Origin of the sequence: Acinetobacter sp. MF4642, assembly GCF_002018925.1 — a bacterium.
Lineage (GTDB): Bacteria > Pseudomonadota > Gammaproteobacteria > Pseudomonadales > Moraxellaceae > Acinetobacter > Acinetobacter johnsonii.
The window spans coordinates 50,943-71,871 of the sequence record NZ_MVON01000009.1; the positions used below are offsets into that span (position 1 = coordinate 50,943).

A 20,929-nucleotide genomic window follows, 5' to 3' on the forward strand; every position below is an offset into this window, starting at 1 on the left:
AAATCTCCATCTATTTTTATCTATATACAATTATAAAAAAAGCCACCCGAAGGTGGCTTTTTGATTCAGTTAGACTGAATTATTCATCATCTTTGTTTGCTTCGTCAGCGGGTAAATCCTTCACTGCTTCAGCAATCAGGCCAAACATATAGTTACCATATGCATTGGTTTTATCGTAATGGAAACGCAAACGCGGTGTAATACGTGTCTTAATACGACGGCCGAGTTCGTGACGCAAGAAACCAGATGCTTTGTTCAGCACATCTAGCGTTTCTTTATTGGCTGCTTCACTTTGCTCATCGCCAAGCTCACGGCCCATCACAGTCACATATACTTCAGCATAACCTAAGTCTGGACTAACCTTCACCGCAGAGATGGTCACGAGACCACCTAAGCGTGGATCTTTCAACTCTTGACGAATCAGTTCAGACAACTCACGTTGTACTGTATCCGCCATGCGCTTAAGACGTTGACTACCCGCCATTAAAGACTCCGTTTGATCAATTGAACATCATAGACTTCGATCTTGTCTTTTTCTTTGATGTCTTTATAACCTTTAACCGCAAGACCACATTCCATACCTGCACGAACTTCTTCAACCACTTCTTTATAGCGACGAAGTGACTCAAGCTCACCTTGGAACACAACCACGTCATCACGAAGGATACGAATTGGTTTATTGCGATGTAACATACCCTCAAGTACCATACAGCCTGCTGCTGCACCAAACTTACTTGAGTGGAACACTTCACGTACTTCAGCCACACCCAGAATTGTTTCACGGTGTTCTGGAGCAAGCTTACCGCTCATCGCTGCTTTCACATCATCAATCAATTGATAGATGATTGAGTAGTAACGAATATCGATGCCGTCAGCATCCGCTTTTTGACGCGCTGCGTTATCCGCACGTACGTTAAAGCCAAGAAGAACTGCTTCAGAAGATTCAGCTAGTGTCACGTCAGATTCAGTGATCGCACCAACACCTGAGCCAATGATACGAACTTTAACTTCGTCTGTTGCAAGGTCAGCAAGAGCAACATGTAATGCTTCCAATGTACCACGTACATCAGTTTTCAATACCACATTGACGATAGGCACATCTTTCTTGCCCATAGACGCCATGATATTTTCAAGACGCATTGCACTTTGACGCTCAAGACGTTTTTGACGTTCACGATCCATACGCGCATCAGCAACTTCACGTGCTTTCTTCTCATCGCTTACAACAAGAACTTCATCACCCGCCATTGGCGCTTCAGGTAGACCTAAAATTTCAACTGGAATCGAAGGACCTGCAGATTGAATACGTTTACCGTTTTCATCTGTCATTGCACGAACGCGACCGTAAGATGCACCCGCAAGAACCAGGTCACCTACTTTCAATGTACCGTTTTGAACAAGGATAGACGTTACCGCACCACGGCTGTTGTCTACACGTGCTTCAATCACGACACCTTGTGCAGCACCCTCTTCAGATGCTTTCAATTCAAGCAATTCAGCTTGGATTGAAATCAAATCTAGAAGCTCATCGATACCTTGACCAGAATGTGCTGAAACCATTGCAACAGGTACATCACCGCCCCATTGTTCTGGCACGATTTCTTTTACTGTCAATTCGTTCAATACGCGATCTGGATCAGCCGATTCTTTATCCATTTTGTTGATTGCAACAATAATTGGTGTACCAGCTGCACGTGCATGATCAATTGCTTCCGCAGTTTGTGGCATAACACCATCATCTGCTGCTACAACAAGAACCACGATATCAGTCGCTTTCGCACCACGTGAACGCATTGCAGTAAATGCAGCATGTCCAGGGGTATCAAGGAAAGTGATCATACCTTTGTTAGTTGTAACGTGGTACGCACCGATATGCTGTGTGATACCACCCGCTTCACCAGCTGCAACTTTCGCACGACGAATACGATCAAGAAGCGATGTTTTACCATGGTCAACGTGCCCCATGATGGTCACCACTGGTGCACGTGTAGATTGAGCACCACGCGCGCCTTCAGCTGCTTCAAGTAAGTTATCTTCAGCTTGCGTATCCGATACAAGAACAGGGTTATGACCCATTTCTTCTACGATCAATGCAGCAATTTCTTGCTCAATCGCTTGGTTCTGAGTAACCAGCTCACCCATTTTCATGAGTGATTTAATTACTTCACGTACTTTAATCGCCATTTTTGCTGCAAGATCTGCAACAACAATAGTTTCGCCAATTTCAACATCATAAACTTGTTTCTTAACTGGTTTTTCAAAACCATGTTTACCAGCCTGACTTGTTTTCAGACCACGTTTAGGTTGCTTGCTGAAACTTTGCTCTTCCTGACCACGACGACCACCTTTTTTCGGTGCACGTGTACTTGGTGTATTGGTACCACGTTTGATGTCACGGTCTTCTTTCGCAAATGAATCTTCATATGCTTGGCCAACTAGACCCGCAGCAAGTGGAGAATCATCCACAACACGAATGGTCGCAGTTGCATCTTCGTTAGAATACTTAGATGCCATTTGACGCATTTGTTCAAGTGTACGTTGCTGCGCTTCTTCAGCTGCCTTACGACGTGCTGCTTCTTCGGTCGCTTTTAATTGAGCGGCTTGAGCTTCACGTGCTTTTTTCTGTTCAGGTGTTTCAACAACTTTAACTTGTGCTTTAACCACAGGCTTATTGTTTGATTTACGCTTCACAACTACCGCAGCTTTCGCAACTTCTTGCTTCGTCGTTTCTTGCTTTGCAGCAGCACGCATTGCTTCAAAGTTTGCAGCTGCTTTATTTACTGCTGGAGTTTCAGCTTTAGGTTCAACCATAGCTTGAACGTTCGCACGAGCTTGTTGCTCAGCTTGCGCTTTTGCCAAAGCTTCCGCTTTAATTTGTTCTGGATCTGGCTTGGTAAATGTATGTTTCTTGCGAACTTCTACATTAATCGTTTTTGCCTTACCTGAAGTACTCGCTACTTTAGCGGTACTGGTCGTTTTACGTTTCAACGTGATTTTTCCTGCCTGACCATCGTTTTGACCATGAATTTTCTTCAAATGGTGCACGAGGGCATCTTGTTGTTCAGTAGAGATTATATCGTCCGATTTACGCTGTGGTAAACCAGCATCACGAACCTGCTCTAGGACCTTCTCAACAGGGCGGTTCACACTGAGAGCTAACTCTTGTATCGTCTTATCCGTCATGTAGATCTCCTAGTTAAACCATGATTCGCGCGCTTTCATAATAAGTTGACCTGCTTTCTCTGTACCTAGACTTTCAATATCAGCAATATCGTCAGTCGCTTGGTCAGCCAAGTCATCAATTGTGATGACACCACGTGCTGCAAGTGCATAAGCAATCTCTTGCGTCATCCCTTCCATTGCAACGAGTTCCGCGCTTGGATCTTGGATGTTTTCTTGCTGCTGTAATGCATCAGCCAATGTAACTTCTTTGGCACGACTTTGAAGTAATTCAACAACTTCAGCATCTAGCTCGATTTCGTCAAATGTTTCAGCTGGAACATAAGCAATCTCTTCTAAAGAAGTAAAGCCCATTTCAACCAATGCCATTGCCAAATCTTCTTCAATATCTAGACGCGATACAAATAGGTCTAAGTATTGTTGTGCTTCATTTTGTTGACGAGCATGATACTCATCTTCAAGCATCATGTTGAGTTTGTAGCCTGTCAGTTCAGAGGCTAAACGTACGTTTTGACCTTGTGAACCAATCGCACGCGCTAATTGATCGCTAGTTGCGAAAATAATGTCCGCTGTACGCTCTTCTTCATCGATCACAATACCCGATACATCTGCTGGCTCTAAAGCACTCGCAATGTACTGTGCAGGATCATCAGACCATACAACAACATCAATACGCTCACCGTTCAATTCTTGCTGAACTGCTTGGATACGTGTACCACGCATACCAATACATGCACCCACTGGATCAATACGATGATCATTGGTTTTCACAGCAATTTTAGCACGAACGCCAGGTTGACGCGCTGCAGCTTTAATCTCAATGATTTCTTCAGAAATTTCAGGAATTTCTTTCTTCATCAAAGCGATGAGCATTTCAGGCTTGGCACGTGACAATTGTAGTTGTGCACCACGACCTTCACGGTTCACATTGAACAAAATCGCATTTACACGCTGCTTCGGACGCAAAATTTCTTTTGCAATCATTTCTTCACGTGCAAGATACGCTTCTGCGTTATCGCCAAGGTCAATGATAAAGCCATCTTTGGTTTGCTTTTTCACTTCACCGTAGATCAACTCACCCACTTTAGACTCGTAGGCATCTGCAATCAGCGCACGTTCAGCTTCGCGAATCTTTTGAACAATCACTTGTTTTGCAATTTGCGCCGCAATACGACCGAAGTCAATTGAAGGCACTTCAAGCTCACGAATATCACCAATCGACCATTGTGCAGGATCAACATCAGAAATCGCATCTTGACATGCTGGCATTTCATGATCTTCATCTGCAACCACTTCCCATTGGCGGAAAGTGCTGTATTCGCCCGTTTTACGATCAATCTCTACACGAAGCTGAGCTTCTTCAGAGTTTGTTCCTTCGTAAAATTTCTTTTTAGTCGCAGCAACAAGCGCTTGTTCTAAGGCTTCGAAAATCGCTTCACGAGGTACACCTTTTTCATTACTAACCGTTTCAACTACGGTAAGAATTTCACGTGCCATAAGCCACCTATTCGTTCAGATTCTTATTTATTAAATGAATTAATCTTGATAGACCAAATTGGCTTTATCAATATTATTACTATCGATTTCAAGCACCTGTTGCTTTTCTACTTCGACTTGAATCATTTCAGCTTCAAGATCTACAGCAACCAATTTAGCTTGGAATTTACGACGGTTATCGACCGCACTGATCAAACGGAAAGCGATCTGTTGACCAATATATGCAGGTAATTGTTCAAGTTGGAAAAATGGACGATCCCAACCTGGAGATGACACTTCAAGTGCATATTCACCTGAAATTGGATCATGGACATCCATCATTGCGCCGACTTGCTGAGTCACGCGTACACAGTCTTGTACGCCGATGCCACGGCCCTGCTCTTCTTCACCATCTTCATTGATGATGGGTTCTGCATTTTCGTCGACAGCTTTGTCAATATAAATGCGCAATAAAGAACGTTTTCCTTGAGGAAGGAATTCAATCCCCCAAAGATCAACACCACAGGCTTGCACTGCAGGAGCAATTAAGTCTTGGAGTGCTTGAGTTTTATTTGATAGCTTCATTTACTCTCGTCATTTTTGTGCGATTCAATGGCCGAAACAGACCACTACAAGCCAATACAAACTATAGTAGTAGTGGAACATGACACTTTGACTTTCACCGTATCCGGCTCACATCGACACTACACGATAGCCAATAAAAAAGGGCGTAATCGCCCCAATTATTGCACAGAAAATTAATATCCACTGTGCAAAAAGGCCCACCTTGTTGTGAGCCTCTTTTTAGAAACTTGGTAGCGGGAGCTGGATTTGAACCAACGACCTTCGGGTTATGAGCCCGACGAGCTACCAGACTGCTCCATCCCGCATCAACGTGCAAAAATTATATACAAATATGAACTATTTTTCAATCTAAATACTTCGTACTTGCTCTGATTTAGTTGCACCTAAATCAAATTGGTAGCGGGAGCTGGATTTGAACCAACGACCTTCGGGTTATGAGCCCGACGAGCTACCAGACTGCTCCATCCCGCAACAAAATGCAATTTTTTCAGCTTAATGACTTAAACTGCTTATTTTAGTCTGCATCTAAAATAAGATTGGTAGCGGGAGCTGGATTTGAACCAACGACCTTCGGGTTATGAGCCCGACGAGCTACCAGACTGCTCCATCCCGCAACAAAACGCAAAAATATTCTTAACTTAATCACTTAAGTTACTCACCTTAGTTTGCATCTAAAATAAGATTGATTGGTAGCGGGAGCTGGATTTGAACCAACGACCTTCGGGTTATGAGCCCGACGAGCTACCAGACTGCTCCATCCCGCATCAACAGAATTTGCTGCATACACCAACTTAATCTTCTGGATTCATAAGTTGGTGCGGAAGGGGGGACTTGAACCCCCACGCCCGAAAGCACTACCACCTCAAGGTAGCGTGTCTACCAATTCCACCACCACCGCAGCTGTGACGCATTCTAGTAGCATCGTCACAAAAAAGAAAGGACTAATTCCAATTATTCGCTTGTTTTAGGTGCAGCTGGCGAAGTTTCATTCGATTGTGCAGGTGCAGAACTTGTCGTTTGCACTGACTTTAAGCTATAGGCATCTGTGGTTTGCTTTTTGGCAAACACAGCAAGTGACAAACTGGTGATAAAAAACAAGGCCGTCAAAACCGCAGTCAATCGGGTCAAGAAATTACCTGAACCTGATGCACCAAATACAGTTGCAGCACCGCCACCACCAAAAGAAGCACCAGCATCTGCACCTTTACCATGCTGGACCAAAATCAGCACGATCATCAACACAGCTAAGATAATATGTACTACCAGCACAAAAGTTTGCATGCTGAACTCCTAATTATTTTGTATTTGCAAATGCTTCGACAATTTTATAAAACGACGTTGCATTTAAAGATGCCCCACCGACGAGTGCACCATTGATATCTGGACAGGCCGCTAACTCTACTGCATTTTCAGCTTTTACACTACCACCATATAAAATGGCCATGTTCGCGCCATAACTGGTAATTTGCGTGAGGCCTTCACGGATTTTAGCATGCATGGTTTGCGCGTCTTCTGGTGAAGCAGTTTTTCCTGTACCAATGGCCCAAATCGGCTCGTAGGCAATCACAATATGAGGCCACTGCTCTGCCGTTACCACACTGGCTAAATCGCAAATTTGTTGTAAAACCACTACTTCTGCCTGACCCGATTCACGCTGTTCTAAGCTTTCACCGACACAGTAAATGACTTTTAAACCCGCATTTAAGGCATTTTGGGCTTTCGCATTTAAAATTGCTGCACTTTCAGCAAAATATTCACGACGTTCTGAGTGACCAATTAAAACATATTCGATTTGACTATCTTTAAGCAGCTCTGCGCTCACTTCACCGGTATATGCACCCATGTTGCCAAAACGCGATACGTCTTGCGCAACGGTAAAAACTGAACGTATAGCATTCGCCAATTCAGCCTGCGTTGACGTCAAAGCCAGCGTCACAGGCGCAAGCCCAATATTACATTTTTCTTCTGCTATTTCATTCTCTTGCAAGAGCTGTTTAAATTCTTGAAGCAATTGCTTGGCATCTGCCTGCATTGGGTTCATCTTCCAATTGCCGACAACCCATGGCTTAATCGTCGAACCCGACATACAGCACCCTATTCAAAACAGTTCATTAAAACGGCCTCATTCTACACGGTATTTATTTTTCAAAGATAGTTTTCTTCTAGAATTTCTTCGGCAATCAAAATAATACGAATGAAAATAAAGACATCTTTTTGTAAAAAAATCGCCTGCTATCACGACCAGTTCATGCTTTTAAGCGATATTAAGGTAGTGACAACACTTTCAGATATGGTATTTTTGTGCAACAAAAGTATAATTTTACGATACCAATTATAAACAATTGAGAAGTTAAGGATCTGGGGAATGTCAGTATCAAATGGTTTGCCTAAGTTCACAGGCTTCATTCGACGCTTAGTCGAAGACGGACGCATGCCTGCTGAAAATATGCAGCAGGCAATGCTCTCTGCAAAAAAAGCTCAGCAAGACATCGTTCCTTATCTGATTGAAAATTATAAACTCTCCCCACAAATGATCGCTGAGACGATTTCTTTGGAGTTTGGAGAGCCTGTTTTTGACTTAAGTGTCTATGATTCGGTACAAATTCTACGAGATCTGGTCGAAGACAAACTCATCACCAAGCATCGTGTGTTGCCGATTTACCGTCGTGGCAATATCCTCTATATCGCCACCAGCAATCCAACCAACATGGATGCAATGGACGCGATTCGTTTCAATTCTAAAATGAACATTGAAGCGGTTATTGTTGAACATCCCCAGCTTGAAAAACTGATCGAGCAAAATTTTGCACAAGCTGATAGTTTTGAATTTTCTGATGAAGATATTGATTTAGATCTAGAACAAGATTTTGAAAAGCCGAATGATGAGAAGGATGACTCCCCGCAAGGTGATGAAGCACCGATCGTCAAATACATCAATAAATTACTGATTGATGCGATTCGTATGGGCGCATCAGACTTGCACTTTGAACCTTATGAAAAATCTTACCGTGTCCGTTATCGAGTAGATGGGGTTCTGCGTCATATTGCCAGTCCACCACTACAACTGGCGACTCGTCTTGCCTCACGTTTAAAAGTTATGTCACAAATGGACATCTCTGAAAAGCGCGTCCCGCAAGATGGCCGAATTAAATTAAAGCTGTCGAAAAACAAAGCCATCGACTTCCGTGTCAACTCACTTCCAACCTTATTTGGCGAAAAGCTGGTTCTACGTATTCTCGATCCATCCAGTGCTATGCTGGGGATTGATGCTTTAGGTTATGAACCAGATCAAAAAGACCTATTTATGCAGGCTTTAGACAAACCGCAAGGCATGTTGTTAATTACTGGCCCGACAGGTTCAGGTAAAACGGTATCGCTGTATACAGGTTTGAATATTTTAAATAAAGAAGACACCAATATTTCAACTGCGGAAGACCCTGTTGAGATTAACTTAGAAGGTATTAATCAGGTCAATGTGAACAATAAAGTCGGCCTCACCTTCTCTGCTGCGCTGAAGTCCTTCTTACGTCAAGATCCTGATATTGTGATGGTGGGTGAGATTCGCGACCTTGAAACAGCTGAAATCGCAATTAAAGCCGCGCAGACAGGTCACATGGTCATGTCGACACTCCACACCAATAGTGCACCTGAAACTCTGACACGCTTACGTAATATGGGGGTTCCATCTTTTAACATTGCGACCTCGGTCAATTTAGTGATTGCACAGCGTTTAGCACGCCGTTTATGTAGCCAATGCAAAGTCGCTGCCGACATTCCCGAACAAAGTTTGCTCGAAATGGGTTTTACTTCAACAGATATCAAAGACCCAAACTTCAAAATTTATCAACCAGGGGGATGTGCTGAGTGCCGTGAAGGCTATAAAGGACGTGTTGGTATTTATGAAGTCATGAAAGTCACGCCAGAAATTTCAAAAATTATTATGGAAGATGGCAATGCCTTGCAGATTGCGGAAGCATCTGCAAAATTAGGATTTAACAATTTACGTCGTTCAGGTTTACTCAAGGTTATGCAGGGGGTCACTTCCTTACAAGAAGTGAATCGTGTAACCAGCGAATAGTTGAAATATTGAAAGAATAAGGATAAATGCATGGCTGTCAAAAAAGCACAGATGATGCCAACCTTCAATTATGAAGGGATTGATCGTAAAGGGGCAAAAATTAAAGGGGAATTGCCTGCACGTAATCTTGCCCTCGCCAAAGTTACTTTGCGTAAACAAGGGATTACCATCAAGAGTATTCGAGAAAAGAAAAAGAATATTCTTGAAGGGATAATGAAGAAAAAAGTGACCACACTGGACATCACAATTTTCACCCGACAGCTCGCAACCATGATGAAAGCGGGTGTACCGCTGGTACAAGGTTTCGAAATTGTGGCTGAAGGCTTAGAAAACCCGTCTATGCGTGAAGTTGTACTGGGCATTAAAGGTGAAGTCGAAGGTGGTAACACCTTTGCTGGAGCACTCAAAAAATATCCGCAATATTTCGACAATTTATTCTGTTCATTGGTTGAATCAGGCGAACAATCAGGTGCACTTGAGACCATGCTGGATCGTGTGGCGGTCTATAAAGAAAAAAGTGAATTACTAAAACAAAAAATTAAAAAGGCCATGAAGTACCCAGCAACCGTCGTTGTGGTTGCGGTGATCGTGACTATTATTTTGATGGTCAAAGTCGTCCCCGTTTTCCAAGAACTATTTAGTTCCTTTGGTGCAGACTTACCCGCATTCACCCAAATGGTGGTAAATATGTCCGAATGGATGCAGAAATACTGGTTCATTTTAATTATTGTCGTTGGTGTTGTGATTACAGCTTTACTCGAAACCAAAAAACGCAGTAAAAAGTTTCGTGACATGTTGGATAAAGCTGCACTGAAAGCCCCGATTTTTGGTGATTTAGTCTACAAAGCGATTATCGCACGCTATAGCCGTACCCTATCGACAACCTTTGCTGCAGGTGTACCTTTAATTGATGCCCTCGAGTCTACAGCGGGTGCAACCAATAACGTAGTCTATGAAGAAGCCGTGATGAAAATCCGTGAAGATGTCGCAACAGGACAACAACTTCAATTCGCGATGCGTGCCACTAATAAATTTCCATCAATGGCAGTACAAATGGTAGCGATTGGTGAAGAATCTGGTGCGCTCGATGCCATGCTGGATAAAGTTGCAACCCACTATGAAAATGAAGTCGATAATGCTGTGGATGGCTTAACGGCAATGATGGAACCTCTGATCATGGCGGTCTTGGGTGTACTTGTGGGTGGCCTAGTGATTGCCATGTATCTACCAATCTTCCAAATGGGTTCTGTGGTTTAATGCAAGAAATAATTTCCTATCTTATCAATACTCCAATGGCGCTTTATTTCGCCGTTGGAGTTTTTAGTTTGTGCATCGGTAGTTTTCTGAATGTGGTGATCTATCGCACGCCAAAAATGATGGAACAAGAATGGCGCACAGACTGCCAATTTCTACTTCATCCTGAGCAGCCGATTATTGATGAAACGAAGCTCACGTTGAGTAAGCCTGCATCGACCTGCCCCAAATGCCAAAGTGCCATACATTGGTATCAAAATATCCCTGTGATGAGTTGGTTACTGCTACGAGGAAAGTGTGGCACTTGTCATAACCCGATCAGCATTCGCTACCCTGCGATTGAGCTCCTGACCGCCATTTGTGCATTAGTCGTGCTTGCAGTCTTTGGCCCAACAGTCCAAATGCTGTTCGGTCTCGTACTCACTTACATTTTAATCGCCTTAACTTTTATTGATTTTGACACTCAACTTTTACCTGATCGCTATACCCTCACCCTTGCAGGTCTGGGTTTAGGGGTCAATAGTTATGCGATTTACACCACACCGACTGCGGCCATTTGGGGTTACATCATTGGTTTCTTATGCTTATGGATTGTCTACTATCTGTTTAAGCTCATCACAGGCAAGGAAGGTATGGGTTATGGCGACTTTAAGTTACTTGCTGCTTTAGGCGCATGGATGGGCCCTTTGCTGCTGCCGCTGATTGTGCTACTTTCCTCTTTCGTAGGTGCCATTATCGGCATCATTCTGCTCAAAGTGCGCAAAGAAAATCAGCCTTTTGCTTTTGGCCCGTATATTGCCATCGCAGGATGGATTGCCTTTTTGTGGGGCGAACAAATTATGAAAATTTACTTAGGCAATTAAAATAATATGTCATTTATTTTAGGTCTGACGGGTGGGATTGGTAGTGGAAAATCTGCCGCAAGCCACTGGTTTGAACAACAAGGCATACAAGTGATCGATGCCGATGTCGTTGCTCGAGAAATTGTTGCTGTAGGTCAGCCTGCACTTCAGCAAATTCAAGCCCAGTTTGGAGATTGGGTGCTCCTAGACAACGGCGAACTGAATCGCCGCGCTTTACGCGAACACATTTTCCAAGACCCAGCTGCCCGCACGCAATTGGAAAATATCACCCACCCTGCTATTCGCCAGTCCATCAGACAACAACTGCAAGATGCGACTAGCCCTTATGTGATTTTGGTTTCACCGCTACTGTTTGAGACCAATCAACATGAACTAACCCAACACACCCTGTTGATTGATGCTTCTATAGATCTACAAATTTTGCGTGCTTCTCAACGTGACCATCAAACCATTGAACAAATTCAAACCATCATTAAAGCGCAAATGTCCCGTGAACAAAAACAATCGTTAGCTGATGATATTGTGGTAAATGATGGACACTTGGAACACTTATACGCACAGCTCAGGCCTTTGCATTTAAAGTATTTAGCCCATTCAGAAGTCTAAAAAAAGCAGTCGACTATGACTGCTTTTTTTGTTGTTCAAGTTGGGCTTTCAAACTGTCCTGCCGTAGCCAACGCCACGGTTGTAAGGCCCCGACACCCATTCCGACAAGACCACATAAAATGGCAACACTCAAAGGTTCATTGAGCAAAGGAACCGCAATAATCGCAGCAATAAAAGGCGCCAACGTCACAATACTGCCCGTTTTAAATGCCCCCAAACGTTTAATGGCTTCTACATAAGTAAGGGTTGCTACAATCACCACAAATATGCCATGAAATATGACCTGAGCAATCAATTGCACAGGTTGCACATGTGCTAAGGTTTTAGGCAAAAACAAAACATAAATCGGCACAAATACCATCGCAGACCAGATCGCAACACCTGCCATCGAATGCCATGCGGATAATTTCCATTGCCGAAGCAAGACAGTAAATGTTCCCCAAAGCACCGCACTAAGGAAAAATAAACCATCGCCGAGACTAAAAGCGATACCTGTTTCTTGATACATCAACCCACTCATGGCCGCCAGTGCCAGCAACATAATACTGAGGCTGAGCCAAGTATGCCGGTCAAACGGTTGTCGAAATAGCAGATAAGCTGCAACAGCTGTACAAAGTGGAATGCAACCATTGAGAAAGATTGCAGCATGTGCCGCAGGCACATAATGAAAAGCGCTATAAGCGGTGATGCAGTAACACACCCCACCAATCATCGCCAAAATAAAAGGCTCTTTCTTCCACAAAAAGGCGGTATCTTTTTTATAGATCAATATTGGCATTAAGATGCAAAACGCCAACAGAAAACGTAAGGCGGTAATATCCCACGCACCAATGCCCCAATTGGCACTGAGCCGCGCCGTTAAGGTAAATCCCCCCCAAATACACATGGTGATGGCAATAAAGACATAGCCTTGTTTTTGAGGGGTCATCATTGGGCTTACATTGAATCAGGAATTAAAAAAACTTAGGCATTACGTTGACGGCATGCTTCATACAAAGCCATACCCGTTGCTACACTGACATTCAAACTTTGTAGATTGCCCGCCATCGGAATATAAACCGTTTGATCGCATTGAGACTGGGTAATTGGACGCAGACCAGTGTCTTCAGCGCCCATCACCACACATACAGCCGTTCCAGTAAAATCGAACTCTTGTAGCGGCAAGGCTTTTTCATCCAACATGGTACCGACCACACGCACATTAAACTCATCTTTAATTTGCGCTAAAGTCCGAGCCAAATTGGTCACTTGGATAAATTTGACTTTTTCCGCACCACCTGCCGCAACTTTGCGCGCGGTCGGGGTCAAACTTGCAGAACGATCACGAGGCACAATCACGGCCTCAACGCCCATTGCAGCCGCGGTACGGATACATGCGCCGAGGTTATGCGGATCGGTGACTTGATCTAAACCCAGTAATAAACAATTTGGCGATTGTTTAAGTAAAGCTTCTAGATCTTTTTCATTGAAAACCGGATTAGGACGGACCGCAGCCACGACCCCTTGATGAAACGGTAAGCCAGCCATTTTTTCTAATCGATCACGACCCGTTTGTTGTACGCTAATACCAAACGGTTCAGCCAACTCAAGTACGCGCTTTAAACGCTGGTCATCACGCCCTTTTAAGGTAAAAAGCGTCAGTACGCGTTCAGGTTCAAGTTCCAACAATGACTCCACCGAATGAACGCCATAGAAATATTCAGGTTTAGCCATGTAGGACCTCTAAAAAGATAAATGACCATCGACACGATGTGCCAAAATAAAAATCCTGTAAAGCTGACTTTACAGGATTGCTGTGCAACGGATAGTTTAACCGATTTCGCTTGAAATTACTTGGCGAGTATCAGTTGAAAGCTTAGCCTTCTAAATGGCACACGTAGTCCAACACTTCGTCGGTTTCAATTTTAAACCGACTATTGCCAGGCACATAAAAAGACTGACCTGCGCGGAACAATTCGCTCTCTTCGCTGTCTGCAATTTGTACACGGCATTCGCCTGAAATAATTTCCATACGCTCTGCCACATGTGTTTCAAACGTCAAAGCTTGCTCTGTCGGAAGAATGACCCCTAACGTTTTTTTAGTGCCATCTTCAAATTGCACAGTATGACTGATGCATAAACCGCCAAAATAAACATTGGATTTTTTAATGACAGAGACATGGTCGAACTGAGTTGACATGCGTACACTCCAGATAATGCGCATTTATATTCGTATTGATTCGCTAGTTTAAAGATGTGCGATTAACTAATCAATCGATGTTTTATTCCCCTCAATCAGTATTTTGTTAAAGTCCGACCATCGTATAATTGCCTCACTTTCTAGCCTATTTTGGCGTGTTTTTTGCCGATGCGATCCGTTCGCTGAGTCGTACTCTTTCTGTATACATCGCATACCCACATGTTTGTGCTGAGTTTGCTATAACAGTCGGATTTAAAAAAATCTGCTAGGTCGACTTTCAGATTCACGTTAAAATAAGCCGACTTTGCACAAAACGAATAGCGTTGCCGTCTTGTCGGCTGAATAAAACTTCACTATCTTAAACTAAAACTTTTCGCAGCTCGGATGCGTTTATGCTGACACATTTAACTTTAATTAATTTTGCTTTAGCCGATCACTTAGCACTTGATATCGATCAAGGTTTTAATGTCCTGACTGGGGAAACAGGTGCAGGCAAATCATTATTGCTAGATGCACTGTCCGCCTGTCTGGGAGAACGTACCGACACCAACTATGTCCGTTTCGGTTCAGACAAAGCCGATGTCACGGCTATTTTCAGCTATCAAGAGCACAGTCCTGAAGCCTCATGGTTAAAGGCACATGAGTTAGATGATGAGTCAGGAGAAATTCATTTAAGACGGGTTATTTTTGCCACTGGCCGCAGTAAAGCATGGATTAATGGTCGTCCGAGCAGCTTAGCTGAATTGAAAGAAATCGGGCGTTTGCTGGTACAACTGTATAGCCAACACAGTCAACAACAGCTATTAGAACCGCCTTATCCAAGACGCTGGTTAGACCTCTATCATAACTTCTACCCAGAAGCGCAAGCTGTGCGTGAAGCCTATAGCACATGGCAAAAAGACATTCGTCAGCACCAAGCCGCATTGGATGCTCAAGCCACGCGTAAACAACGTATGGATACTTTGAATTTACAATTAGAAGAACTCGAAGATGTGGTGCAAATCGACTATAAAGAGATTGAACAAGAGTTCGACCGCCTGTCTCATCATGAAAATATCATGCAGGACTGTAGTTATGCCGTTACGGCCTTAGATGATGCTGAACAAAATATTAATCAAGAAATTTCCAGTATTATTCGCCGCTTAGAGTCACATGCAGGACGTAGTGAACAATTGGCTGAAATTCATACTTCTTTGCTGAATGCACAAAGTGAGCTTGACGATGCCACGGCCAATCTACGTCAGTTTATTGACCGTCAAAGTTATGACCCAGAACGCATGGAAGAGTTAAACACCCAACTTGAGATGTTCCACCGTTTTGCCCGTAAGTACCGCACGCAGCCAGAACACTTAAAACAAGAGCATGAACAATGGCAATCTGAACTGGCACAGCTCCATTTATTAGAAGATCCAGAAACACTTGCCGAGCAAGTTGAAGTCTCGCATCAGGACCTGTTAAATAAAGCCCAGCACCTTGACCAAATTCGTCGCGATGCAGCCGCACCATTGGCAAAACATTTAACCGAACAGGTCAAACAATTGGCCCTACCTGAAGCGCACTTTGAGTTTAAGTTTGAACCAATGGAGCAGGTTTCTAGTGAAGGCCTAAGTTTTATCCAATTACTGTTCACCGCCAACAAAGGCATTCCACCGCAACCATTAGCCAAAGTTGCCTCAGGGGGAGAGTTGTCACGTATCGCGTTGGTGATGCAAGTGATGAATGCTGAAAAAACTGAAGCAGAAGTTTTAGTCTTCGATGAAATTGACGTCGGTATTAGCGGTGGCACGGCAGAAATTGTCGGTCGTCTCTTGGCCGACTTGGGTTCGCATGTGCAAATTTTGTGTATTACCCACCAAGCTCAAGTTGCAGCACAGTCCGACCAGCACTTGTTGGTGAAAAAACGTCAGACCGACCCTGCCAGTAGCACCATTTTAAACTTAGAAGAAGATGAGCGTATCGATGAGCTCGCACGCATGACAGGCGGCGTTGAAATTAATGACACCACGCTACAACATGCCAAGCAGTTACGTCAGTTGAAGTTTCAATCTGCCTAATTTATGTAGACTGGATCACAAAAAAAGATTTGGAGAAAGTGCATTAGTCTAGTAACGTGGTAGATAACAACATTTGACTAGAAGCATTTTAATTTCAAGGAGAAGCCTTTAGGTGAGCAAACAATATCTGACGCATCGCTGTCTCATTGCCCCACCCGATATGGCAGATGAAGTCTTTGCCCATACCGTGATTTATTTGGCCCGACACGATGAGGAAGGTGCTCAAGGCATCATCATCAACCGCCCTTCAGGACTTTCAGTCAAAGAACTGCTCAATGATCTTGAAATTGAAGCTGATCACGTACGACCACACGATGTTCTACAAGGTGGGCCTTTGCGTCCAGAAGCTGGCTTTGTCTTACATACGGGTCAGCCGACATGGCACTCTTCCATTGCGGTGGGCGAAAATATCTGTATCACCACGTCTAAAGATATTTTAGATGCGATTGCGCATAACGAAGGCGTAGGTCGCTATCAAATTGCTTTGGGCTATACCAGTTGGACCAAAAACCAACTGGAAGATGAGCTGTCTCGTGGTGATTGGCTAGTCTGCGATGCTGATATGGATTTGATTTTTAATATTCCTTATGACGACCGTTGGGACGCTGCCTATAAAAAGCTCGGGCTAGACCGAACATGGTTGTCTTCTGAGATTGGACATGCCTGATTTAAACACACCTCAAATGATTATGGCATTTGACTTCGGTACACAAAAAATGGGCATGGCTGTCGGTCAAGCGCTGATTGAAAGTGCAACGCCCTTGGCTTTATTTCCAATGAAAGATGGCATCCCCAACTGGGATGAACTGCATAAAATTATTAAACAATATCAGCCCAATGTATTTTTAGTCGGTTTACCACTCAATATGGATGATAGCGAGTCAGAATTATCTGCTCGAGCACGTAAGTTCGCACGTCGTTTACGCCATCAAACCAATATTGAAACATGGATGGTGGATGAACGCTTAAGTACTCGTACAGCCCGTGATGAGCTGAGCCATTACCATGCGCAAGGCCGAGGCAAAAAAGTTTCTGCTGATAGTCTTGCCGCAACATTATTTATTGAAAGTTGGTATCGCAATCCTGAAGGTCTAACACCTTAAGTAAGCCTTTCTTAAAACAGATGACATGGTTTTTATGACTGGAGTCGGATCTCAACACATCAAATAGCGTTCAAAAAAAAGCATCCTCATTGGATGCTTTTTTTTGAAATGAACAGAGGTCAATTTAGTGCTGTGACTCGGTAATATGTACCGTTACGGTTCGCCCCGCGACAAAGGCCAATTCATTTTTCGGAATATCATCCAGTGCAATTTTCACAGGAACGCGCTGCGCTAAACGTACCCAACTAAAGGTTGGATTTACATTGGCCAACAAACCTGTACTTGTAGTTCGTTCACGATCTTCAATGCCTGAAGCAATCCCCTGCACATGTCCTTTTAAGATGTTTGAGTCGCCCATCAACTGTACAGTCGCAGGTGCACCGAGATAAATTTTATTTAACTTAGTTTCTTCAAAATAACCGACCACATAAAGCTGTGAGCGATCTAATAAAGCCGCTACCGCCTGCCCCACTTTGACATAATTCCCTGCTTTCATCTCAAAATTAGACAGTGTGCCATCGGCGGGTGCCACCACTTCGGAACGGTTTAAGTTTAATTCAGCCAAATGTAAATTACTGGTGGCTACATCGATTAACGCCTGTTGCTGCGCAATATTGGCTTTGGCCTGCTGAATCGCCGCTTGCATTTGTTCATGTTCGGCATGTGATTGATCTCGTACGGCAAACATCTGATCCTGCTCTTGCTTTGATATAGCACCATCCATCAAATTGGCATAGCGTTCTGCATTTTTATCGGCCAAGTGACTATTGGCTTGTGATTTGGTCAAATTGGCTTTGCTTTGAAACAACTCCGCTTCGGCAGCAGCCAAACTGGCTTTGGCTTTAGCCAAGTCTGATTTGGCTTGTTCCACATCAAGCGCCTGACGCGCCACATCAATTTTAAACAGCACCTGCCCTTGTTTGACGCTTTGATTATCATGCACTAAAACTTCCGTGACTAAGCCTGATACATCGGAAGACACTTGAATCACATCGCCACGAACCCGCCCATCACGTGTCCACGGTTCAGTATTATAATAATGCCAAAGATGCACGAGCACCGCGATCGCGATACCCGCAATCAGCACTAAAGTGATGGGGCGGCTCAGTTTACGCCAATCAAAGGATGCCATTTCATTTTACCTCATTCATTTCAATCAGATGTGCGCTTAGGCAAAGCTCACGATAAAACCCCAATGGACTACGCCAAGCACAGTAATGTAGAGGCATAAATAAAAAATACTGGGTAAAAAAATCCAGCCTTTGTCGACCCAAGGATCGGTCACCCGCATGAGTAACCGTAATACGATGTAGGCCAATACCGCCTGAATGACCAAAACTGGCACATACACACCATAGATATTAAGTTCACCCATCGTTATGCTCCCAGCAAACGGACTTGAGACATTTCGTCCCATGTCGCATGACAGAGACTGCTTTGAATATTATTCAGTGAAACTTGCAAACGCCGAGCAATGCTTAGGTCTTGCAGCTGTATAAGCTCGGCCTGAATGATCTGAATTTTGTCCAAAATGTGTTGTCTGACTTGTAGGTCGCTATGGTCTAATTCTTTAGCGTGGAAGTAATCATCCATTTGGCTTTGTAGTTCTTGTAGATGCAGCGTGATAGAGGTCTGCATAGGCATTTTTTCAATCAGTTCTTGCACCCGAGTTAAATCAATCACCGCACTGGATTCAATCAGGGCCAAATTGATTTTTTGCTTCAAACGATCGGACTGTACCAATTTGGTATTCAGTACGCCTATCCGATCCAACATACTGCGCAAATGCACTCTAAATTCCACCCCATAAGGCAAGTAAAGCGCTTGTCGTATCGCTTTATAATGTAAAGACAGGATTCGCTTGGCTGTAATGTCCGGCGACATCGCACGTACCAAGTGAATCACATAGACAGAAATGATGGGGCCAAGCACCGTCCCAATCGATGCATCAAAAAACATCACTTGGTCAAGGTGATAACGGTTTTGCAGGTTTAAGCCCATGACCACACCCATTATCAAAGGTAGCGCTAAACCTGTGAGTGGTGGATGTAAAAACAGCATCAGACAGTACATACAAAAAGGGGCCAACACCACAGCCAACATCCAAAAAGCACTAATGTGCGGAAAGATGCCATAAGCATAAATAAAGACAATAATCGCCGCATATAGACTGGCACGGATAAAAATTTTTAAGGCAGGAACAGGATTGTCCATGCTGGTCAGAATACAGGCACAAATAGCGGCCATCTCTGCCATCATAAAACCCGCTTTCCAACCACTGACAATCCAAAAGCCAGTCGCCACAAGCACCACAATAAAAGCTGAAATGCCGCCACGCACGGCTACGCCATGATCTCGATGTAAGTTGGGATAGTTTGTACTAATCGGGGTCACGATTGCGGGTAAGTTGTCATCCCCCTGTTGGATACGCTGCCAAATCAACTTAATAGCACGTATATTTTGGGTGAAATGACGCACATCCATTTTTAAACTGGCCAACATGACTTGCTGCTGTGGCAAGGCACTATCAAACACGGCTTGAAAACTCGACTCAAACTGCTCAGGTAGCTGATTTAAGTCCTGCTCTAAAATGACCTGATCACTTTGTAAAAATTTTACAATCTCTGCATGCTCCTTTTCTAAAGCTGGACGGTAGCGTGAGTCAATGTGATCTAACTGCTGAATTCGCTCGGCCATGGCCACCAAGTTTGTCACCAACATACTGAGTTGATGCAGCATTTCTTGGAGCGGTTTGGTCATGCCCTGCAAAGTCGATTTTTCATAGCTCAAATGCACGGCCATCACATGAATATCGGCAATATCCCGCGTGATATGACTAAGCGTAGTGCTGTAATTAATGGCCTTAACATCATCTGTCAAAATCTGATCAAAAACCGCTCGGGTGTCTTGAAAAGTCTGTGAAACACGGGTTTTGACTACGGGACCAATATGCATGGGAAACAGTACCGCATTCACCACTGCACTACACAGTACTCCCACAGTGATTTCAATACAGCGACCAATCGCCATATCAAACATGGAGGTGGTTTCAATGTTATAGACAATGTTGTAGCAAATAATGACCGTGGTATAACCCGCCAACATAAAAATATAGCTACGCGGCGTCCGATCCAATAATGAAAAATATAGACAAAACCCGACCCATGTGGCTAAAAATAATGTGAACAATTCAGGAGTGTTGATCAGGTTTGGCGTGACTGCAATCGAAACAATCGCTCCCAGCAACGTTCCCAATACCCGATAAAGACTTTTTGAGGAGGTCATTCCTGCATATGGGTTTGCGATAACGAAGACCGTTCCAATCGCCCAAATGGGATAAGCCAAATCTAATGAAAATGCGACATAAAGTGAAAGCATGCCTGCCAAAAAGGTTTTCGTCGCAAAAATCCAGTCCAATTTATTTGGACGGAATGCGAGTAACTGTTTGGTGAGGAACATAAATTCATCTCTAAATGCGCTGAATGACAACATTTAAACAACTCTTCAACACAGCATTGCTCAGACAAACAGCATCACTTCGTCCTCACCTC

The 20,929-nt window shown here is 43.7% G+C and carries 19 protein-coding genes and 5 tRNA genes; 7 read left to right on the plus strand and 17 right to left on the minus strand.

Annotated features, from left to right (window positions below; all coding sequences use genetic code 11):
- Positions 1 to 79: 79 nt before the first annotated feature.
- The 11 genes from MF4642_RS06970 to tpiA form a co-directional block, all read right to left on the minus strand.
- Complete coding sequence (locus MF4642_RS06970; RefSeq protein ID WP_004978763.1) at positions 80 to 484, minus strand: ribosome-binding factor A; 405 nt, start codon at positions 482 to 484, stop codon at positions 80 to 82.
- Positions 484 to 3,183 (minus strand): translation initiation factor IF-2, encoded by a 2,700-nt coding sequence (gene infB, locus MF4642_RS06975; RefSeq protein WP_078425743.1) that lies wholly within the window; start codon positions 3,181 to 3,183, stop codon positions 484 to 486. The genes MF4642_RS06970 and infB overlap by 1 nt, the downstream gene beginning before the upstream one ends.
- Before the next feature lie 9 nt (positions 3,184 to 3,192).
- Positions 3,193 to 4,677: a transcription termination factor NusA gene (gene nusA / locus MF4642_RS06980; protein WP_078425744.1), complete on the minus strand. Its 1,485-nt coding sequence runs from the start codon at positions 4,675 to 4,677 to the stop codon at positions 3,193 to 3,195.
- A gap of 39 nt (positions 4,678 to 4,716) precedes the next feature.
- Positions 4,717 to 5,241, minus strand: a complete 525-nt coding sequence (gene rimP, locus MF4642_RS06985; protein ID WP_004692708.1) for a ribosome maturation factor RimP — start codon at positions 5,239 to 5,241, stop codon at positions 4,717 to 4,719.
- 228 nt (positions 5,242 to 5,469) lie between these two features.
- Positions 5,470 to 5,546, minus strand: a tRNA-Met gene (locus MF4642_RS06990).
- An 89-nt stretch (positions 5,547 to 5,635) separates the two neighbouring features.
- Positions 5,636 to 5,712: transfer RNA gene (locus MF4642_RS06995), tRNA-Met, on the minus strand.
- 66 nt (positions 5,713 to 5,778) lie between these two features.
- A tRNA-Met gene (locus MF4642_RS07000) sits at positions 5,779 to 5,855 on the minus strand.
- Between the two features lie 73 nt (positions 5,856 to 5,928).
- A tRNA-Met gene (locus MF4642_RS07005) sits at positions 5,929 to 6,005 on the minus strand.
- Between the two features lie 49 nt (positions 6,006 to 6,054).
- Positions 6,055 to 6,139, minus strand: a tRNA-Leu gene (locus tag MF4642_RS07010).
- A gap of 53 nt (positions 6,140 to 6,192) precedes the next feature.
- Positions 6,193 to 6,522 carry a preprotein translocase subunit SecG gene (gene secG / locus MF4642_RS07015; RefSeq protein ID WP_078388529.1) on the minus strand — a complete coding sequence of 110 codons (330 nt, stop codon included), beginning with the start codon at positions 6,520 to 6,522 and terminating at the stop codon, positions 6,193 to 6,195.
- A gap of 13 nt (positions 6,523 to 6,535) precedes the next feature.
- The gene (gene tpiA, locus MF4642_RS07020; protein WP_078425745.1) at positions 6,536 to 7,327 is read right to left on the minus strand and encodes a triose-phosphate isomerase; all 792 of its coding nucleotides are present in this window, start codon (positions 7,325 to 7,327) and stop codon (positions 6,536 to 6,538) included.
- 279 nt (positions 7,328 to 7,606) lie between these two features.
- Between tpiA and pilB the strand changes: the two genes are divergently transcribed.
- The 4 genes from pilB to coaE are packed head-to-tail and all read left to right on the plus strand — an operon-like array spanning position 7,607 to position 12,042.
- Positions 7,607 to 9,319, plus strand: coding sequence for a type IV-A pilus assembly ATPase PilB (pilB, locus tag MF4642_RS07025; RefSeq protein ID WP_078425746.1), 1,713 nt, complete (start codon positions 7,607 to 7,609; stop codon positions 9,317 to 9,319).
- Between the two features lie 30 nt (positions 9,320 to 9,349).
- Positions 9,350 to 10,576, plus strand: coding sequence for a type II secretion system F family protein (locus MF4642_RS07030; RefSeq protein ID WP_078425747.1), 1,227 nt, complete (start codon positions 9,350 to 9,352; stop codon positions 10,574 to 10,576).
- The gene (locus MF4642_RS07035; RefSeq protein WP_078425748.1) at positions 10,576 to 11,436 is read left to right on the plus strand and encodes a prepilin peptidase; all 861 of its coding nucleotides are present in this window, start codon (positions 10,576 to 10,578) and stop codon (positions 11,434 to 11,436) included. Before MF4642_RS07030 ends, MF4642_RS07035 begins: the two co-directional genes overlap by 1 nt.
- Before the next feature lie 6 nt (positions 11,437 to 11,442).
- Positions 11,443 to 12,042, plus strand: coding sequence for a dephospho-CoA kinase (gene coaE, locus MF4642_RS07040; RefSeq protein ID WP_078425749.1), 600 nt, complete (start codon positions 11,443 to 11,445; stop codon positions 12,040 to 12,042).
- A gap of 13 nt (positions 12,043 to 12,055) precedes the next feature.
- Here the strand turns inward: coaE and MF4642_RS07045 are convergent, their stop codons facing one another.
- From MF4642_RS07045 to MF4642_RS07055, 3 genes are all read right to left on the minus strand, one after another.
- Positions 12,056 to 12,973: a DMT family transporter gene (locus tag MF4642_RS07045; protein WP_162841303.1), complete on the minus strand. Its 918-nt coding sequence runs from the start codon at positions 12,971 to 12,973 to the stop codon at positions 12,056 to 12,058.
- 32 nt (positions 12,974 to 13,005) lie between these two features.
- Positions 13,006 to 13,755, minus strand: coding sequence for a 23S rRNA (guanosine(2251)-2'-O)-methyltransferase RlmB (rlmB, locus tag MF4642_RS07050; RefSeq protein WP_078425750.1), 750 nt, complete (start codon positions 13,753 to 13,755; stop codon positions 13,006 to 13,008).
- Between the two features lie 142 nt (positions 13,756 to 13,897).
- The gene (locus MF4642_RS07055; protein WP_004692718.1) at positions 13,898 to 14,221 is read right to left on the minus strand and encodes a pyrimidine/purine nucleoside phosphorylase; all 324 of its coding nucleotides are present in this window, start codon (positions 14,219 to 14,221) and stop codon (positions 13,898 to 13,900) included.
- A 392-nt stretch (positions 14,222 to 14,613) separates the two neighbouring features.
- On the opposite strand from MF4642_RS07055, the gene recN reads away from it, so the two are divergent.
- The 3 genes from recN to ruvX all read left to right on the plus strand — a co-directional run bounded on the left by recN (position 14,614) and on the right by ruvX (position 17,378).
- Positions 14,614 to 16,275: a DNA repair protein RecN gene (recN, locus tag MF4642_RS07060; RefSeq protein ID WP_078425751.1), complete on the plus strand. Its 1,662-nt coding sequence runs from the start codon at positions 14,614 to 14,616 to the stop codon at positions 16,273 to 16,275.
- Positions 16,276 to 16,387: 112 nt separating this feature from the next.
- Positions 16,388 to 16,942, plus strand: a complete 555-nt coding sequence (locus MF4642_RS07065; RefSeq protein WP_004692720.1) for a YqgE/AlgH family protein — start codon at positions 16,388 to 16,390, stop codon at positions 16,940 to 16,942.
- On the plus strand, positions 16,935 to 17,378 hold the full coding sequence (gene ruvX, locus MF4642_RS07070) for a Holliday junction resolvase RuvX (protein WP_078425752.1): 444 nt from the start codon (positions 16,935 to 16,937) through the stop codon (positions 17,376 to 17,378). The genes MF4642_RS07065 and ruvX overlap by 8 nt, the downstream gene beginning before the upstream one ends.
- Positions 17,379 to 17,502: 124 nt before the next feature.
- On the opposite strand, the gene MF4642_RS07075 is transcribed toward ruvX, so the two are convergent.
- Genes MF4642_RS07075 through MF4642_RS07085 form a run of 3 tightly spaced genes read right to left on the minus strand, consistent with a single transcriptional unit; the run spans position 17,503 to position 20,837 of the window.
- Positions 17,503 to 18,510 (minus strand): HlyD family secretion protein, encoded by a 1,008-nt coding sequence (locus MF4642_RS07075; protein ID WP_078425753.1) that lies wholly within the window; start codon positions 18,508 to 18,510, stop codon positions 17,503 to 17,505.
- Positions 18,511 to 18,546: 36 nt separating this feature from the next.
- Positions 18,547 to 18,753 (minus strand): DUF1656 domain-containing protein, encoded by a 207-nt coding sequence (locus MF4642_RS07080; RefSeq protein ID WP_004692723.1) that lies wholly within the window; start codon positions 18,751 to 18,753, stop codon positions 18,547 to 18,549.
- Between the two features lie 2 nt (positions 18,754 to 18,755).
- Positions 18,756 to 20,837 (minus strand): FUSC family protein, encoded by a 2,082-nt coding sequence (locus tag MF4642_RS07085; RefSeq protein WP_078425754.1) that lies wholly within the window; start codon positions 20,835 to 20,837, stop codon positions 18,756 to 18,758.
- Between the last annotated feature and the right edge of the window lie 92 nt (positions 20,838 to 20,929).

Coding starts and splice junctions, on each gene's coding strand:
- MF4642_RS06970 (WP_004978763.1), bottom strand. CDS start 484: ATGGCGGGTAGTCAACGTCTTAAGCGCATGGCGGATACAGTACAACGT.
- infB (WP_078425743.1), bottom strand. CDS start 3,183: ATGACGGATAAGACGATACAAGAGTTAGCTCTCAGTGTGAACCGCCCT.
- nusA (WP_078425744.1), bottom strand. CDS start 4,677: ATGGCACGTGAAATTCTTACCGTAGTTGAAACGGTTAGTAATGAAAAA.
- rimP (WP_004692708.1), bottom strand. CDS start 5,241: ATGAAGCTATCAAATAAAACTCAAGCACTCCAAGACTTAATTGCTCCT.
- secG (WP_078388529.1), bottom strand. CDS start 6,522: ATGCAAACTTTTGTGCTGGTAGTACATATTATCTTAGCTGTGTTGATG.
- tpiA (WP_078425745.1), bottom strand. CDS start 7,327: ATGTCGGGTTCGACGATTAAGCCATGGGTTGTCGGCAATTGGAAGATG.
- pilB (WP_078425746.1), top strand. CDS start 7,607: ATGTCAGTATCAAATGGTTTGCCTAAGTTCACAGGCTTCATTCGACGC.
- MF4642_RS07030 (WP_078425747.1), top strand. CDS start 9,350: ATGGCTGTCAAAAAAGCACAGATGATGCCAACCTTCAATTATGAAGGG.
- MF4642_RS07035 (WP_078425748.1), top strand. CDS start 10,576: ATGCAAGAAATAATTTCCTATCTTATCAATACTCCAATGGCGCTTTAT.
- coaE (WP_078425749.1), top strand. CDS start 11,443: ATGTCATTTATTTTAGGTCTGACGGGTGGGATTGGTAGTGGAAAATCT.
- MF4642_RS07045 (WP_162841303.1), bottom strand. CDS start 12,973: ATGATGACCCCTCAAAAACAAGGCTATGTCTTTATTGCCATCACCATG.
- rlmB (WP_078425750.1), bottom strand. CDS start 13,755: ATGGCTAAACCTGAATATTTCTATGGCGTTCATTCGGTGGAGTCATTG.
- MF4642_RS07055 (WP_004692718.1), bottom strand. CDS start 14,221: ATGTCAACTCAGTTCGACCATGTCTCTGTCATTAAAAAATCCAATGTT.
- recN (WP_078425751.1), top strand. CDS start 14,614: ATGCTGACACATTTAACTTTAATTAATTTTGCTTTAGCCGATCACTTA.
- ruvX (WP_078425752.1), top strand. CDS start 16,935: ATGCCTGATTTAAACACACCTCAAATGATTATGGCATTTGACTTCGGT.
- MF4642_RS07075 (WP_078425753.1), bottom strand. CDS start 18,510: ATGGCATCCTTTGATTGGCGTAAACTGAGCCGCCCCATCACTTTAGTG.
- MF4642_RS07080 (WP_004692723.1), bottom strand. CDS start 18,753: ATGGGTGAACTTAATATCTATGGTGTGTATGTGCCAGTTTTGGTCATT.
- MF4642_RS07085 (WP_078425754.1), bottom strand. CDS start 20,837: ATGTTCCTCACCAAACAGTTACTCGCATTCCGTCCAAATAAATTGGAC.